The sequence below is a fragment of the Paenarthrobacter nicotinovorans genome, assembly GCF_007670255.1.
Taxonomy (GTDB): domain Bacteria; phylum Actinomycetota; class Actinomycetes; order Actinomycetales; family Micrococcaceae; genus Arthrobacter; species Arthrobacter nicotinovorans_B.
The window spans coordinates 201668-218024 of sequence record NZ_SZVS01000007.1 but is presented as its reverse complement, the minus strand read 5'-3'; the positions used below and the strand labels follow the sequence as shown (position 1 = coordinate 218024).

Here is a 16357-nt window from a genome sequence, read left to right as displayed (position 1 = left end):
GGCCTTGGTTTGGCAATAGTCTGGCCAAATGGGTACAAGCACCGCTAAAACCGGCGAACAGGCTGACAGGCAAACACGCATTCTCGAAGCGGCCCTGGAACTTCTGTCCCGCCACGGAATCTCGGGCATCAATATGCGTGCAGTGGCCCGTGAAGCCGGCGTTGCACTGGGGCTCGTGAACTACTACTACGAAGACAAACCCAGCCTGATCCGCGCGGTGCTGCACCAAATCGAAGAGCATGACCTCCTGCTGGTGGAGCCCTCCCCCTCCATGGGTCCCGACGAACGACTCCGGGAATCCCTGCGGCGCGTCGCCGACCCCGGCCTCCTGACCACCCCGTACCTCTCCCTTCGCCTCCACTTGTGGGCCCTGGCTCAGGCAAATGAGGAATTCGCAGAAATCAATGCCGCAGCCTTTGACCGGTACCTTCAGGGGCTCGCGGCGCTGATCGGGAATGCCGTCCCTGGGCTCTCGCCCGAAGAGTGCAAGGATCGGGCGGCCGACGTCGTGGTCGTGCAAAACGGCATGTGGCTCACCACCCTCCTCGGCATCGACAAGGCAGCCATCGAGCGGGGTATCGCCCGTACGGAACAGATTGCTTTTGGCCAGACACCGGACGGACACCGCTAAGGCACACCCGGGCCGTTCAAGAGGGCTTTGTCAGAAATTTCAGGCCCTCTGACGCGCTGCACTCACTCCACCGTCACCATCACCGACGGCCACCCCGAGGCACCGTCCGGCACCGGATCGGCCCGCTTTTCCGTTTGGACTTCGCCGGTGCCATCGGTGGCCCTGGCCTTGACGTAGTGGATGCCGGGCGTGGCATCCCATTCAAAGGACCACTGACGCCACGTGATGGTGGATGCTTCGTCGGAGAGGGTTGCTTCCATCCATTCGCCGTCGTCGATCTGGACTTCCACCTTGGTGATGCCCCGCGTTTGCGCCCAAGCGGTGCCGCCGACGGCAACCTTCCCGGGAGGGAACTTCGCGAAGGATTTCGGGACATCCACGCGCGCCATGGTCTTGATGGGGCCGCGTTCGGACCAACCGCGTTCAGTCCAGTAGGCCTTGGCGTCCGCGAAGCGGGTGACCTCGAGTTCCACCACCCATTTGGTGGCTGAGACGAACCCGTACAGCCCGGGAACCACCATGCGTACTGGGTAGCCGTGCTCCACAGGGAGCGGCTCACCGTTCATGCCGATTGCCAGCATGGCGTCGCGGTCATCCTGCAGGACTTCAAGCGGCGTGGAGGCGCTGAAGCCGTCGATGGACTTGGAGAGCACCATGTCGGCCCCCTCCTTCGGCTTGGCCTTGGCGAGGACTTCACGGATGGGCAGGCCGAGCCATTTGGCGTTGCCCGCCAGTTTTCCACCCACCGGGTTGGACACGCAGGTGAGGGTCACGTGCGACTCGATCAGCTCGGCGTCGAGAAGGTCCTGGAAGTTCATGGTGACTTCCTGCTCAACCATGCCGTGCACGCGCAGTTCCCAGTCGTTGACGTTGATTTCGGGGACGCTGAGGGCCGTGTCAATGCGGTAGAACTCGCTGTTCGGCGTCAGCCAGGGAAAGACGCCCGGCACAGGAGACTGGACGCCGGCTGGTACGGGGGGCGCCGCCTTCACGGGGGAGGGCAAGCGGAGCGCATCCCTGGCCTGGGCCACGTTGTTTCGCGCCGAACTCAGCAGCCGCCCACCGGTTGCCGCGATTCCCGCGGCCACCGCAGTAATGCCGGCAGCAGCAAAAAAACGACGTCGGCTGGTACCAACGGTTCCGGCGCCGGCGCTCCCGAGGTGGTCGCCGGCGTCGGCCGCTTGATCGGCGGGAGCCTCAGGCCATGGCTTCAGCCCCCACAACGGAACCATCAGGCGGCGCAGGACGAACAAGCCGGCAAGGGTTCCCAAAATGGACGGGATGGCGTTGAGGGGTCCCACGCCGGCACGGGTCAGGACGCAGGCCACAATCACCGCACCCATGAAGAGCACACCCAGCACGCCCAAAGCCCATTTGCGGTAGGCCACGATGCCCAGCACGCAGGCAAGAACGGCGATCGTCACGCCCATCCCGACAAACAGGGCGGCCTTGTCGTTGGTACCGAACGTCGCGATCGCAAAGTCCTTCAGCCACGGCGGCGTGAAGTCGATGAAGGTCGATCCCAGCGCAAAAAAGGGCGTTGCCCTGGCAGTAAAGAACGCGCCGATCAGCTCCGCTACGGCGAGCACGACGCCTGCCGACACCACTCCTGCCAGCGCCGCCATGCTGTGGGTACCTCTGGTCCGGGATCCAAGCTTTTCCATGCAACTGATTCGGAGCCGCCGGGAGCAGGGATGGGTGCCACACGTCCGCCACATAAACCGAGATTTGAACATCTGTTCATAATTTTCCTTGAACAGATGTTCAAGATGAACTACTCTGCTTCGTATGACCCAAGCCACATTTTCCGACTCCGCTGCCACGCTTTTCATCAACGGCTCCTGGGAGCCGTCCGCGTCCGGCACGGTCCGCCACATCCACAACCCGGCCGACGGCGAGCTGGTCGCCACAGTGTCCGAGGCCGGCCCAGAGGACGCCGAACGCGCCATCGCCGCTGCCCGCGCAGCCTTCGACTCCAGCGTATGGTCCTCGGTGCCTGCGCCCGAGCGTGGCGCGTTCCTGCTCAAGGTTGCCGCCGGGCTGCGTGAACGCCGCGAGAAGTTCGCCCGCGCAGAATCCCTCGACACCGGCAAGCGCATCGTCGAAAGCCGGATCGACATCGACGACATCGCCGCCTGCTTCGAATACTTCGGCAGGCTCGCAGGCCAGCAACCGGGTCGGGTCGTCGACGCCGGCAACCCCGACGTCGTCAGCCGGATCGTCTACGAACCCGTTGGCGTTTGCGGCCTCATCACCCCGTGGAACTACCCGCTGCTGCAGGCAGCCTGGAAGATCGCCCCCGCACTGGCCGCAGGCTGCTCCTTCGTCCTCAAACCCGCCGAGCTGACACCATCCACCGCCATCCTCGCGATGCAACTCCTGAAGGATCTCGGCCTGCCCGACGGCGTCGCGAACCTTCTCACCGGCCCCGGCCGGAAGGTGGGCGCACCGCTGACGGAACATCCCGACGTCGACCTCGTCTCCTTCACCGGCGGCCTGGAAACCGGCAAGAGCATCGCGGCCGCCGCGGCCGCCACCGTCAAGAAGGTGGCGCTGGAACTGGGCGGCAAGAACCCCAACGTTATCTTCGCCGACGCCGACTTCGATGCCGCCGTCGACAACGCCCTCAACGGCGCCTTCCTCCACTCCGGCCAGGTCTGCTCGGCAGGTGCCCGCCTTGTGGTGGAGGAGTCCATCGCCGAGCGTTTCGTCGATGAGCTGGTCCGCCGCGCCGAAGCCATCCGCCTCGGCGGCCCCTTCGATGAGGACGCCGAAACCGGCCCGCTGATCTCCGCAGAGCACCGCGCCAAGGTCCACGAGTACGTCCAGCGCGGCGTTGCCGAGGGCGCGCGGCTGCGGACCGGCGGTTCGGCACCTGAAGGCGGAAAGTACGACGCCGGCTTCTACTACCAGCCGACCATCCTGGACCGCGTCACCCGCGGGATGTCCGTGGTCACCGACGAGGCCTTCGGTCCGGTGGTGACGGTGGAAACGTTCAGCACCGAGGACGAAGCCGTGGCCATTGCCAACGACACCATCTACGGCCTGGCCGGAGCTGTCTGGACCCAGGACGCAGGCAAGGCACAGCGCGTGGCGGGCCGGCTCCGCCACGGCACCATCTGGATCAACGACTACCACCCCTACCTCCCGCAGGCGGAGTGGGGCGGGTTCGGCGCATCGGGAGTGGGCCGGGAGCTCGGCCCCACCGGACTGGCCGAGTACCAGGAAGCCAAGCACATCTACCAGAACACCAACCCCCAGGTCACTGGTTGGTTCGCTGACCACGGCAAGGAGAACTAGATGCACTACGACAACATTGAGGACCTCGGCGAGCGCGCCTTCGATTACGTCGTCATCGGCGGCGGGTCGGCGGGCGCAGCTGTAGCCGCCCGGCTGAGCGAGGATCCAGACGTCACCGTCGCCCTCGTGGAGGCCGGCCCTGATGACCGCAACCTGCCCGAAATCCTGCAGTTGGATCGCTGGATGGAACTCCTGGAATCCGGCTACGACTGGGACTACCCGATCGAACCGCAGGAAAACGGCAACTCCTTCATGCGCCACGCCCGGGCAAAAGTCATGGGCGGCTGTTCAAGCCACAACTCCTGCATTGCTTTTTGGGCTCCCCGCGAGGACCTGGACGAGTGGGAATCCAAGTACGGCGCAACGGGATGGAACGCCGATGCCGCCTGGCCGCTGTACAAGCGCCTGGAGACCAACGAAGACGCCGGCCCGGATGCTCCGCACCATGGCGACTCGGGTCCCGTGCACCTCATGAACGTGCCCCCGGCCGACCCCGCCGGCGTCGCACTGCTGGACGCCTGCGAACAGTCGGGCATTCCGCGGGCGAAGTTCAACACGGGCACCACCGTGGTCAACGGCGCCAACTTCTTCCAGATCAACCGCCGCGCCGACGGAACCCGCTCCTCCAGCTCGGTGTCCTATATCCACCCCATCGTTGACCGCCCGAACTTCACGCTCCTGACGGGCCTGAGGGCCCGCCAACTGGTGTTCGACGCCGACAAGCGCTGCACCGGCGTCGACGTCGTCGATTCGGCCTTCGGCCGCACCCACCGCCTGTCCGCCCGCCACGAGGTTGTCCTGTCGACCGGGGCCATCGATTCGCCGAAGCTGCTCATGCTGTCCGGCATCGGCCCGGCAGCGCACCTCGCGGAGCACGGCATCGAGGCGATTGTCGACTCACCCGGCGTGGGTGAGAACCTGCAGGACCACCCCGAGGGCGTGGTGCAGTTCGAGGCGAAGCAGCCGATGGCCCAGTCCTCCACCCAGTGGTGGGAGATCGGCATCTTCACGCCCACCGAGGACGGCCTGGACCGTCCGGACCTCATGATGCACTACGGCTCGGTCCCCTTCGACATGAACACGCTCCGGCACGGCTACCCCACCACCGAGAACGGCTTCAGCCTCACGCCGAACGTCACGCACGCCCGCTCCCGGGGCACGGTGCGCCTGCGCAGCCGCGACTTCCGCGACAAGCCCATGGTGGACCCGCGCTACTTCACGGATCCGGAGGGCCACGACATGCGCGTCATGGTGGCAGGCATCCGCAAAGCCCGCGAGATCGCCGCGCAGCCCGCCATGGCGGAGTGGACCGGCCGCGAGCTCTCCCCCGGCGTCGAAGCGCAGACCGATGAGGAATTGCAGGAGTACATCCGCAAGACCCACAACACGGTCTACCACCCGGTGGGAACCGTCAGGTTGGGAGCTTACGACGACGGGATGTCGCCTTTGGATCCGGAGTTGCGGGTCAAGGGAGTCACCGGCCTGCGGGTTGCAGATGCGTCCGTCATGCCGGAGCACGTCACGGTTAACCCGAACATCACTGTCATGATGATCGGTGAGCGTTGCGCTGACCTCATCCGCGCCAGCCGCCAGGAAGAAACCACGACGGCGGATGCGGACTTCAGCTTGTCGCTTGCCTGAGTCGTAACACCGGAAACTTTTGAACATTTGTTCATGCAGGCTCTTGAACGGCTGTTCAAACTGAACTAACCTGCTTTTTATGACCCACGCCACACCTACAGGGTGCTGGCCTGGCGGACCTGGCCCGGGCGCCGACTACATCGAGCGCCCGGCCCGGCACGCAACATCAACGGGGGAAACAGCCGGAGGCACACCGTGGTGCCCGGCCTTTTGATTCGACTGCGACCAATGGTGGCCGCAAGTCATCACCATTCGTGCATGTCTGAGTTAGGAGTTCGAATGTCAGAACCCAGCAAATCAGGACCCAGCAAGAGCGATACGAGCGGAATGGACGAGTTTGGCTATGCCCAGACCCTCGACCGCAGCATCGGTAAGTTTGCCAGCTTCGCAGCCGGCGTCAGCTACATCTCCATCCTCACCGGCGTTTTTCAACTGTTTTACTTCGGCTTCTCCACGGCCGGCCCTGCGTATGCGTGGTCCTGGCCCATTGTCTTTGTCGGCCAGCTGATGGTCGCGCTGTGTTTCGCGGAACTCGCAGGACGCTACCCAGTGGCCGGTTCGGTCTACAACTGGGCCAAGAGGCTCTCCACGGGAACGTGGGCATGGCTGGCGGGATGGCTGTTGCTGCTGTCCTCCATCATGGCCCTGGGCTCCGTGGCCCTGGCCCTCCAAATCACCCTGCCGCAGATTTGGAGCGGCTTCCAAATGGTTGGCGATGGAACTGGTCCATACGACTTCGCCGTCAACGGCGTCATCCTGGCCAGCATCATGATCGCCATCTCCACTCTCATCAACGCTTTCGGCGTGAAGCTCATGACCATGATCAACAGCGTGGGCGTGTTCGTGGAACTCGTTGCGGCCGTCCTGCTCATCGTGGCACTCATTTGGCACGCAGTGCGCGGACCGGAAGTCCTCTTGGACACCGCGGGCTTCGGCGAAGGACACCCGCTCGGCTTCTTCGGGGTCTTCCTTATCGCGGCCATGGCGTCCGGTTACGTCATGTACGGGTTCGACACCGCAAGCTCTCTGGGGGAAGAAACCAAGGACCCCAAGCGCACAGCTCCCAAGGCGATCCTGCGTGCGGTGACAGCGTCCTTCCTGCTGGGCGGCCTGCTCCTGCTGGGCGGAATCCTGGCCGCTCCGGACCTGTCCGATCCCAAGATCGGAGCTGCCGACGGCGGGCTGCAGTACATCGTGCTCTCCGTACTCGGCGGACCCTTCGGCAAGGCCTTCCTGGTCTGCATCGTGGTGGCCGTCGTCGTCTGCACCCTGGCCGTCCACGCGGCGGCCATCCGCATGATGTTTGCCATGGCGAGGGACAACAACCTTCCTTTCAGCCGCCAGCTCAGCAAAGTGCACCCCACCCGGAAAACCCCCACAGTGGCCGCAATCGTCATCGGCGTCGTCGCTGTCATTCCACTCATCGTCAACATTTCCCAGCCTGCAATCTTCACCATCCTCTCCAGCATCAGCATCGTGTTGATCTACCTCTCCTACCTGCTGGTCACGGTACCGATGCTGCGGCGCCGGTTCCTCAAGAAGTGGCCCCTGAAGGACGACGGCTCCGAAGCCGGATTCAGCCTTGGCAAGTGGGGCCTGCCCATCAACATCCTTGCGGTCCTCTGGGGCGGAGCCATGACACTGAACCTGGTGTGGCCACGGCCGGAGATCTACAACTCCGTCCCGCCGTTCGAGTGGTACCTGCAGTGGGGTGGCGTGATCTTTGTTGCCGCCGTCGTGGTGGGTGGCACGCTGCTCTACCGCCTGCGCATCAGGCACAACACAGGAGTGCTCGCCGAACACGCTGCAGCACCTGCTCCGTCCGCCACCGCGGAACCGGCCGACCCCAGCACCTCGGAACCAGGGCCATCCGGTTCCACCCTGTCTGCGGCCCGAATTTCCTAGCGAAGGCCCTTCGGGTGCAGGCACAACCATTGAGGGCATCCTCCCGCCAACGCACTACCGGCGCGGGGATGCCCTCAGCCATTTAAGGAAAAGATCGTGCGGCGTCGACGGTAAGGCATGGCAGAACCAACGCGGCCCATCGCTCGCGTACAGGCTCCGGCTGGTCCAGGGGCGCCGCCGAAATGAGCATGTAGATATCAGTGACACTGAGATCCCGACGGACCTGTCCGGCTGCTATGCCCATGTCGATGAGCTCGGACAACGCCGCCGCCGCACGTGTTTCGTCAATGTCCGCGGCCGCGCCGAGGGCAGGAGCCGCAGATTTCGCGGCGGCATTCAGCGCGGAAATCCGAATGACCTCGCGCAGGAACGAGACCAAAACCGCCAAAGGAGATCCGCCCCCTTCCCTGGCATGGTCCCGGGCCGACTCAGCCTCAACAGTTATTTGCTCGACATACTCAGCCAGCACGGCACCCACGAGATCTGTCTTCGTCGGAAAATGCCGGTACAAAGTACCGACGGCAACACCGGCAGTACCTGCGATAACCTCCATCCCCACGTCAGGCCCGTGTTCCGCGATTTCCGTCCGCGCGGCCTCAAGGATCTTCGCCCGGTTCCGGATCGCGTCGGCGCGCATGGGGCGCTGGTTAGTCACCAAAAAATTTCTCCTGCCACGACTTGCACGAAAGTGAATGCTGGTTCATGATTTAAGTGAACCACGATTCATCTTACGGCAGGAGAACAGCCATGACCACCAAAACCGCGCTCGTCACAGGGGCTTCTTCCGGAATCGGGGAAGCTACCGCCAGAAAACTCCAAGCCCTGGGTTTTACCGTTTACGGCGCTGCACGGCGCACCGATCGCCTCCAGAGCCTGGCCGCCGACGGCATCCGCACGCTGGCCATGGACGTCACCGATGACGACTCCATGCGGGCCGGCATCGACCACATCATCGCCGACACCGGACGGATCGATGTCCTGGTGAACAACGCCGGCTACGGCTCCTACGGCGCCTTGGAAGACGTCGACATCGATGAAGGTCGCCGCCAGTTCGAGGTGAACGTTTTCGGCGCCATGCGACTGGCCCAGCTGGCCTTGCCCCACATGCGCGCCCAACGCTCGGGAACCATTGTGAACATCACGTCCATGGGCGGAAAGATCTACACGCCCTTGGGCGGCTGGTACCACGGCACCAAATTCGCCCTCGAAGCACTGAGCGACTGCCTTCGGCTGGAGGTCAAGCCCTTCGGCATCGACGTCGTTGTCATCGAGCCCGGCGGCATCGCGACGGAGTGGGGCGGGATCGCGGCAGACTTCGTTGAAGAGACCTCCGGAAACGGCGCCTATGCCGCCCAGGCGCACGCAGTTGCCAAGTCGCTGAGGTCCGAGGCGAACGTCAACCGCAACTCTCCGCCGTCGGTCGTCGCCGATGCCGTCGCAAAGGCGGTGACGGCGTCGAAACCCAAGACCCGTTACGCCGTCGGGTTCGGAGCCCAGCCGCTCATCGCGGCCCGAGGGTTGCTGACCGACCGCCAGTTCGACGCGCTCATCAGCCGGGCCATCGGCATACCCAGCTCTTAGACGAACGCCGACTTTCCCGTCACGGCCCTGGCCACGATCATCGAATTGATCTCGTAGCTGCCCTCATACGTGTAGAGGATTTCGGCGTCTCCGAAGAGCTTGCCCATCTCGTAATCGGTGGTGATCCCGTTTCCACCAAGGAGGGAGCGGCCCATCGCCACGGAGGAGCGCGCCAAGCGGGTGGTGGTGGCCTTGCACATGGCGGCCTGGACCATCTCAAGCTTGCCTGCCTGCTGGATGCGCGCCAATTCAACCATCATCGACAAGGACGCATTGGCGTTGCCCAGGATATCGGCCAACTGTTGCTGCACCAGCTGGAACCGAGCGAGTTCCTTGCCGAACTGCTTCCGCTCCAAGGCGTAGGCCCGGGCAATATCAAAGGCGGCCAACTGGATGCCCGCAGCCTGCCAGCCAACCCACGCACGGGAATCCCGCAGAAGGTCGTTGGCGCGGGAGAACTCGGTTGCGCCGGGCAGTAAATTCGACGCCGGGATGCGGACCTCGTCCAGCACGATGTCGGCATTCTGCATGATGCGCAGGCCGATCTTGTTCGAAATTTTCGTCGCGGAGTAGCCGGGGCGGTCGGATTCCACGATGAAGCCTTTGATATGGCCGTCGGAGAGGTCACGGGCCCATACCAGGGCGAAGTCGGCAATCGTGGCGGCACCGATCCAGCGCTTGGCACCGTTGATGACCCACTCGCCGCCGTCGCGCCGCGCCGTCGTCGAAAGTCCTCCGGCGATGTCGGAACCGTGGTCCGGTTCGGTCAACGCGAAGGCGCCCAACTGCGTGAAGGCCTCCAAGCCGGGGAGCCACTTGCGCTTCTGCTCCGGGGAGCCGAGCTCGTGGATCATGCCGACGATGAGTTCATTGTGGATACCCACCAAAGCCGAAAGCGAGACATCGGCGCGGGCCACCTCGGTGTACATCAGGCCCTTGAACAGCTGGGACGAGCCGTCGGTTTGCAGCCCACCCAGCCCATGTTCGGCCATTTCCGCGAGCAAGCCGAAGGGGAATTCCTCCCTGTTCCAGTAGGCGATGCTGTCTTTCCGGATCCGCGCCTGCAGGAAGTCCCTCGTCCGCAGATACCGCCCGCGCTCACCCTCGGGCAGCAGATCAACCACGTGCATGAGGTCCACCTCCGGGTAAGGAGGGAGGACGCGTTCCGTCGCTGGACCGTTGGTAACGGTGGCGGCAGCTTTTTGATCGAGCATTAGACCCCTTCGTCATGTGCCGGGAGGCTCTTCCAAACCCTTGGATGTCCTAGTATATTGCAAGGTGATGTGGATCACTAGGCGGGATGCCAGGGCAATGGTGCCGGTCAACCCGAAGGCGAAAGGCGGACTATGACAGTCACAGAGGACTTCCGTGCGGCCCGTGACAGGCTGCTGGAACTGCGCGAGGACTACGCGACGGCCCACGCTGAATTCCAATGGCCGCGCTTCGAGGAGTTCAACTTTGCGCTCGACTGGTTCGACCAGCTGGCAGCGGATCCGGAGAGGGGCGAGCAACCCGCCCTCGTGATAGTCGAACAGGACGGCAGCTCCACGCGGCGCACGTTCAAGGAACTCTCTGAGCGGTCCTCCCAGCTCGCCAACTGGCTGCGGGAACAAGGCGTCCGACGCGGCGACCACATGATCATCATGCTCGGCAACCAAGTTGAGCTCTGGGAACTCATGCTGGCCGGCATCAAGCTGGGCATCGTCATGATCCCCACCACCACGCTCATGGGCGCCCGGGACCTGCAGGACCGGGTTGAGCGCGGCGGAGCTGCCTGGGTGGCGGTCGGCAGCGCCAACATCGGCAAGTTTGCCGCCGTCGAGGGTAACTACCAACTGCTTGAGGTGGGCGCGGAACGCACCAACCCGGACGCCAAACACTACGCAGATTCTTACGACGCCGGCACGGACTTCACGCCCGACGCCCCCACCCGCGCGGATGAGACGCTCCTGCTGTACTTCACCTCCGGCACCACCTCGCGTGCCAAGCTGGTGGAACACACCCACACGTCCTATCCAGTGGGCCACCTGTCCACCATGTATTGGATCGGCCTGGAACCGGGCGACGTGCACCTGAACGTCGCTTCCCCGGGCTGGGCCAAGCACGCGTGGTCCAACGTCTTCACGCCGTGGATCGCCGAGGCAACCGTCTTCATTTACAACTACGACCGCTTCGACGCAGCCGCCCTCATGGCACAGATGGGCCGCGAAGGCGTCACCAGCTTCTGCGCCCCGCCTACCGTGTGGCGCATGCTCATCCAGGCTGACCTGAAGCAACTGACCAGCCCTCCCCGGAAAGTGGTTTCGGCAGGAGAGCCGCTGAACGCGGAGGTCATCGGCCAAGTGGAGGAAGCCTGGGGTGTGACAATCCGGGACGGTTTCGGCCAGACCGAGTCCACGGTCCAGATCGCCAACACCCCCGCGCAGCCGGTGAAGATCGGCTCGATGGGGCGCCCGCTCCCCGGGTACGACGTCGTCCTGGTGGACCCGCTCACCGGTGAAGAAGCCGACGACGGCGAACTCTGCTTGCGCTTGGACCCCCGGCCTGTAGGGCTCATGAAGAGCTACTTTGGCGACGAGGCGAAAACCGCCGATGCCTTCCGGAATGGCTACTACCACACAGGCGACATGGCCAGCCGGGACGCAGACGGCGTGATCACCTACGTTGGCCGTGACGACGACGTCTTCAAGTCCTCGGATTACCGCTTGTCACCTTTCGAGCTCGAAAGCGTACTGATCGAACACCCCGCAGTGGCGGAGGCCGCCGTCGTACCTTCGCCTGACGCGGTGAAGCTGTCGGTTCCGAAGGCCTTTGTGGTGCTGGCTGCAGGTTACGAACCCGGTCCTGGCGTGGCCGAAGACATCCTGCGCTACTGCCGCCAACACCTGGCCCCCTTCAAGCGGATCCGGAGGCTCGAATTCGGCGAACTGCCCAAGACGATTTCGGGCAAGATCCGGCGCGTCGAGCTCCGCGGATCTGAAGTCCAGCGGCATGGAGATGGTCCACTGCCTTCAGGTTTGGGCGTGGAATATACCGAAGAAGAGTTCCCGAATCTGAAAGACTAGGCCCCCGGACAACCGGCACCCGAGCAACCAAGGAGGCCCATGGGCACCCCACTCCCCCGCGATCCCATCGCCGACGCCCAACGCAACTGGGAACGGCACGGTTGGGGTGACGTCGCGGCGCCCATGGCTGCCATCACGGCCATCATGCGCACACAGCAGATCCTGCTGGCCCGCATCGAAACGGTGCTCAAGCCCTTCGGCCTCACCTTCGCCCGCTACGAACTCCTGGCCCTGCTGAGTTTCGCCCGCAGCGGCGCGCTGCCCATGAACAAAGCCAGTGCGCTCCTGCAGGTGCATCCCACCTCGGTGACCAACGCCGTCGACCGTCTGGAAAAGGCCGCGCTCGTTGCCCGCTCCCCGCACCCCACCGACGGGCGCACCACACTGATCGAGCTCACCCCTGAAGGCCGCACCGTGGCAAAGAAGGCGACGGCGGCGCTGAACGCCGAGGTTTTCGGCAAGTCCGGCTTCAGGGACGACGACGTCGATCACCTCATCCGCGTACTCAGCGCCTTCCGGCGGGATGCCGGGGACTTCGAGGACTGAGACGCTGGACGAGCGTTCTACGTTCTGGAAGGGCGGTGGCCCGGAAGGGGCGGAGCCTTTGACAGGTAGCTATGCCCGGTGGGGGTCCTGATTTCCAAGGTGTGGACATCAGCCTGGACGGCTCGGCTAGTCCACCCCGGCTGTTCCTTGGTGTGGTTGCACGCCTCACACAGTCCTGCACCATTTGCGAAGTTGGTTTTGCCCCCGGAACGCCAGGGCACAATGTGGTCGATGTGCCTGATGGGCGCGTCGCAATAGGGAGTCCGGCAGGTATCGTCGCGGGTTTCGATGAAGCGACGGAGCCGCCCGGTAAAGAGCCGCGCCTTGGAATCAGTGGCCAGGAGCTCTCCCGTGGCCGGCGCGGTGTAGAGGCGGCGAAGCCAAACAGTGAGCTCGTTGTCCTGGTTCTGTTCAGGTTGATCCTGTTCTGCTTGGCCCTTGGCAACCACTGATCTGGCCCACTCGGCAGGTACGATTCCGTAACCGCTAAGGCGTGCTGGTTCACTATCGCCCTGCAAAAGGGTCCGGTCGGTCATAACCAGGTCCAGATTGATCCCTGAGATTCCGCCCGGTGTTCCGGTGACGCGTTCAACGAGCGTGTCAGCCATGATCTGACCGCGAGTGGGGACAACCCCGCCAGACTCCACAGTCCCGGTGGAACAGGCCGAATCTGCCGCGCGGTTCAGCGCGGCGTACACCGCCACTCCTTGGGCGACAGGTAGCAGGGCGGTCAGGTAGGTCATCGTGTCCGGCGCCGGTCGCAGGCTGACGGTCCGCTCGGAGGCAGCGCGACTGGCCCGACCAACGACCGACCGCGGATCCCGACGGTACGCGGCAGCTTTGGCCGCCGCAACGACTGCCTTGCCACCTTTGCCTTCGAAGGTTCCGTTGTCCGCTGCGAGTTCCTCATCCACCGCGGCACGATCCTCCACACTGAGGCAGGCTGTCTCCTTGACGAGCAGCGTGGCCCGCCATTCGTTTAACTGGCCGGAGTTCAACGCTGCCAAGGTTCGCGGCATCTCCATGACCAAGGCTTTCGCCAAACCAAGGAGTCGCGATCCTCGGTTCGGTGACTCACGCCGAGCCAACGCAACTTGAGCTCCGATGCCCTGGCCACGCTCCGAAGCAGGGACACCGGCTTCGGCTTGTTCGGCGCGCCGGGCAAGATCGAAAGCGACGGCAACCCGCGCCTGCAAACCGCAGATGGCCGACTTCATCTCCTCCAAGACACGCAGCTGATCGATGAGGTCCGCGCTGACGGTGCTGGCTGAACCACCGCTGTAGTGAACGGAATCCTTGGCAACTGGAGGGCGCCCAAGCGCCGCTTCTGCGCCCGTTTGCCTGTCCGCGATTAGCTCCATGACCTAACTCTGGCAGGAGGCACTGACAATATAACCTTGGTGATCGCGGGCTGACCCGACCGCCCATGGACGGCACGAAGGAGAACTCCCTGGCCCCCTCCCTGCCACCGGCGCCGATCTGAAGGAAACGGCCGTGGCCATCCACATGCCGGGAACCTAACCAAACCCCTCGGCGCTATCCTCAGGTCCTCGGTGGCGAAGAGCGAGTGGAAGATCCGGACCCGGCTGTACCCCTGCACCCCGCCGGGCGTATCCTGAGATTCCATTGCCGCAATGGGGAGTGGAGCATGGCCAAGGATCCGGAACAACGCCGCAGCGTACTTCTGCGCCGGCTGCTGTTGGCTGCGCTGGGCTCCTCCGCATGGATGATGTGGCTGGCGGGGTCGCCCGCCGCTGCGACGGATGTCGTTCCCGCTGTACCCCCGGCGCCCCTTACGACGCTCACCCAGCCTCTGAAAACGCCCCCGGTCGTCCCGAGCTCCGACGCTGTGGATTCCGCCCCTGATCAGCTGCCGGGCATTCCGGACGTGCCTGCAGTCCCCGCGCCTCTTGAGGCGCCGCCCGCTCCGGCCATCCCTTCCGCGCCGCTCGTTCCGGATCTCCCGGCAGTGTCCCTCCCGGAGGCGCCGCCCGAGGCCGTGCTTCCCGAACTTCCCGCGATGGAAGATATCCCGGCCCTCCTGCCGGAGGTTCCAGCGCTTCCCGGGATTCCAGCGCTCCCTGAGCTGCCCGCGTTAATCACTGCCCCTCAAATTCTGGTCGACGGCGCTGTTTCACTGGCCGCACCCACGCCTCTGGTGGACGCAGCAGTGCCGGCGAGCGAAGCTTTCCCGACCCCCGCCGTCGTACTCCAGCCGCAACCTGGGGCGCGAGAACTGGCAGGGAACACGCTTCCCGCGCCCTTTTCCCTGCTTGACCCGGGGGTGGTTCCGCCCGCTGCAGTGCCCGGGCCCGTGAACCCGGCTCCGGCGCCGCCCCTGCACCCTGTGGTGACGCCAGCTGCTCCGGGCTCGTCTGAAGCCCGTGGCCCAAGCACTCCCGCTACCGGGTCCTGTGACGTTCCGGATGTCCTCTCCAACCTTCCTCCGCCACGGGACGGACCCGTGACGAACCAGGAGCGAAGACCAGCGTTGCAACCTTCGTTCGATCCCGGATCCCGCCCTGACTGATTCGGTGGTCCCTGCAGCGGCAGGCACCACCACCTGCGACAACCGTCGCAGGCATTTCATCAGTCAGGAGGCACCCATGCTTCGCACGATCCAGTCCCCCGCCCGCAACAACGCAAAGGCATCCGCCAGCCAACGCATCGGCTATTGGCCCGACTTCGTCGGCAACTGGCCGGACCCGATGAACGCGGGAAGGGGTCCCAGGGCCTGCTGAAGGCACGACGCCCACAAAACACCAACGACGCCGGCCGGCCAGTCAACCCGACTGACCGGCCGGCGTCGTACTGTCTGAAGTCCGATGGTGGCTGCTAGGGTGCGGTTCTGAAACTCCAGGAGGAAACACGTGGGCTTTGCCGAAGAACTCAAGCACGACAGCATCAGCAACTGGGACGCAGCGATCAACCATCCGTTTGTGGATGGCTTGCTCGCCGGGACTCTTTCCGACGACGCCCTGCGGCGCTACCTTGTTCAGGATTACCAGTTTTGCGATGCGTTCACTGCGCTCCTGGGACAGGCCGTGGCCTCCGCACCATCGTTGTCCTCACGCTTGGTTTTCGCACGGGTCCTGGGAGCCTTCGCTTCGGATGAAAACACCTACTTCCAGGACTGCTTCGATGAACTGGACATCCCTGAGGCTGACCGGGTCCAACCGGCGCTCGGAATTGTGACCCGCGACTTCGATGCCCTCATGCGCGCCGCCCTGACCAGCCGCTCCTACCCGGATGTCCTCGCAGTCCTCCTTGTTGCCGAGTGGCTTTACGGAGACTGGGCAGCACGGGCCGGGGATCCTGCCTCGTGGCCGGCCGCGCAGAAGCACGCGGAATGGATCCGCCTCCACAACAATCCCGAGTACAACGCTTGGGTGACGTGGCTCCGGGAGGAGTTCAACGCCGTCGAACCCGAATCGCCGGCGATCCGCGCGCGCGTCACAGAGACGTTCCGCGAGGCGGTCCGGCTGGAACTGGCGTTCTTTGATGCCGCCCAGGACGCGTCGTCCGTTCCGGCCTGAGGCGTGAAAACTACACATCGCGGGAGTGTCTGTTGTGAGGTGTACTGACAGTACCTGTTAGAGGACCACACCCGGACGTAGCCTAAAAGCCATGGCCAACACGAACGATGTCCGCGAATTCCTCAAGAGCCCAGGGCCAGCGGAACGACAGT

General features: G+C 64.3%; 14 protein-coding genes. 10 read left to right on the top strand and 4 right to left on the bottom strand.

What is annotated here, in order from left to right:
- The first annotated feature begins 28 nt into the window (after positions 1 to 28).
- Positions 29 to 631, top strand: coding sequence for a TetR/AcrR family transcriptional regulator (locus tag FDP28_RS13000; protein WP_144661857.1), 603 nt, complete (start codon positions 29 to 31; stop codon positions 629 to 631).
- Positions 632 to 693: 62 nt separating this feature from the next.
- On the opposite strand, the gene FDP28_RS12995 is transcribed toward FDP28_RS13000, so the two are convergent.
- A complete protein-coding gene (locus tag FDP28_RS12995) occupies positions 694 to 2295 on the bottom strand; it encodes a molybdopterin-dependent oxidoreductase (RefSeq protein WP_186313621.1) in 1602 nt (533 codons plus the stop codon).
- A gap of 124 nt (positions 2296 to 2419) precedes the next feature.
- Between FDP28_RS12995 and FDP28_RS12990 the strand changes: the two genes are divergently transcribed.
- The 3 genes from FDP28_RS12990 to FDP28_RS12980 all read left to right on the top strand — a co-directional run bounded on the left by FDP28_RS12990 (position 2420) and on the right by FDP28_RS12980 (position 7477).
- Positions 2420 to 3931 carry an aldehyde dehydrogenase family protein gene (locus FDP28_RS12990; protein WP_144661855.1) on the top strand — a complete coding sequence of 504 codons (1512 nt, stop codon included), beginning with the start codon at positions 2420 to 2422 and terminating at the stop codon, positions 3929 to 3931.
- Positions 3932 to 5572 carry a GMC family oxidoreductase gene (locus tag FDP28_RS12985; protein ID WP_144661854.1) on the top strand — a complete coding sequence of 547 codons (1641 nt, stop codon included), beginning with the start codon at positions 3932 to 3934 and terminating at the stop codon, positions 5570 to 5572. It abuts the gene before it with no gap.
- A 279-nt stretch (positions 5573 to 5851) separates the two neighbouring features.
- Positions 5852 to 7477: an APC family permease gene (locus FDP28_RS12980; protein WP_144661853.1), complete on the top strand. Its 1626-nt coding sequence runs from the start codon at positions 5852 to 5854 to the stop codon at positions 7475 to 7477.
- An 82-nt stretch (positions 7478 to 7559) separates the two neighbouring features.
- On the opposite strand, the gene FDP28_RS12975 is transcribed toward FDP28_RS12980, so the two are convergent.
- Complete coding sequence (locus tag FDP28_RS12975) at positions 7560 to 8132, bottom strand: TetR/AcrR family transcriptional regulator (RefSeq protein WP_144661852.1); 573 nt, start codon at positions 8130 to 8132, stop codon at positions 7560 to 7562.
- Positions 8133 to 8224: 92 nt separating this feature from the next.
- Between FDP28_RS12975 and FDP28_RS12970 the strand changes: the two genes are divergently transcribed.
- Positions 8225 to 9058, top strand: coding sequence for an oxidoreductase (locus FDP28_RS12970; protein ID WP_144661851.1), 834 nt, complete (start codon positions 8225 to 8227; stop codon positions 9056 to 9058).
- Here the strand turns inward: FDP28_RS12970 and FDP28_RS12965 are convergent.
- On the bottom strand, positions 9055 to 10272 hold the full coding sequence (locus FDP28_RS12965) for an acyl-CoA dehydrogenase family protein (RefSeq protein WP_144661850.1): 1218 nt from the start codon (positions 10270 to 10272) through the stop codon (positions 9055 to 9057). The genes FDP28_RS12970 and FDP28_RS12965 overlap by 4 nt on opposite strands.
- A gap of 132 nt (positions 10273 to 10404) precedes the next feature.
- Here FDP28_RS12965 and FDP28_RS12960 point away from each other — a divergent pair, with 132 nt between their 5' ends.
- On the top strand, positions 10405 to 12123 hold the full coding sequence (locus FDP28_RS12960; protein WP_144661849.1) for an AMP-binding protein: 1719 nt from the start codon (positions 10405 to 10407) through the stop codon (positions 12121 to 12123).
- Positions 12124 to 12162: 39 nt separating this feature from the next.
- Positions 12163 to 12669: a MarR family winged helix-turn-helix transcriptional regulator gene (locus FDP28_RS12955; protein ID WP_144661848.1), complete on the top strand. Its 507-nt coding sequence runs from the start codon at positions 12163 to 12165 to the stop codon at positions 12667 to 12669.
- A gap of 17 nt (positions 12670 to 12686) precedes the next feature.
- Here FDP28_RS12955 and FDP28_RS12950 read toward each other — a convergent pair whose 3' ends face one another.
- The gene (locus FDP28_RS12950) at positions 12687 to 14030 is read right to left on the bottom strand and encodes an HNH endonuclease (protein WP_144661847.1); all 1344 of its coding nucleotides are present in this window, start codon (positions 14028 to 14030) and stop codon (positions 12687 to 12689) included.
- A gap of 287 nt (positions 14031 to 14317) precedes the next feature.
- Here FDP28_RS12950 and FDP28_RS12945 point away from each other — a divergent pair, with 287 nt between their 5' ends.
- From FDP28_RS12945 to FDP28_RS12940, 3 genes are all read left to right on the top strand, one after another.
- Positions 14318 to 15199 carry a hypothetical protein gene (locus FDP28_RS12945; RefSeq protein WP_144661846.1) on the top strand — a complete coding sequence of 294 codons (882 nt, stop codon included), beginning with the start codon at positions 14318 to 14320 and terminating at the stop codon, positions 15197 to 15199.
- A 76-nt stretch (positions 15200 to 15275) separates the two neighbouring features.
- On the top strand, positions 15276 to 15410 hold the full coding sequence (locus FDP28_RS20790) for a hypothetical protein (RefSeq protein ID WP_260842462.1): 135 nt from the start codon (positions 15276 to 15278) through the stop codon (positions 15408 to 15410).
- A 129-nt stretch (positions 15411 to 15539) separates the two neighbouring features.
- The gene (locus FDP28_RS12940; RefSeq protein ID WP_144661845.1) at positions 15540 to 16205 is read left to right on the top strand and encodes a TenA family protein; all 666 of its coding nucleotides are present in this window, start codon (positions 15540 to 15542) and stop codon (positions 16203 to 16205) included.
- Positions 16206 to 16357: the final 152 nt, after the last annotated feature.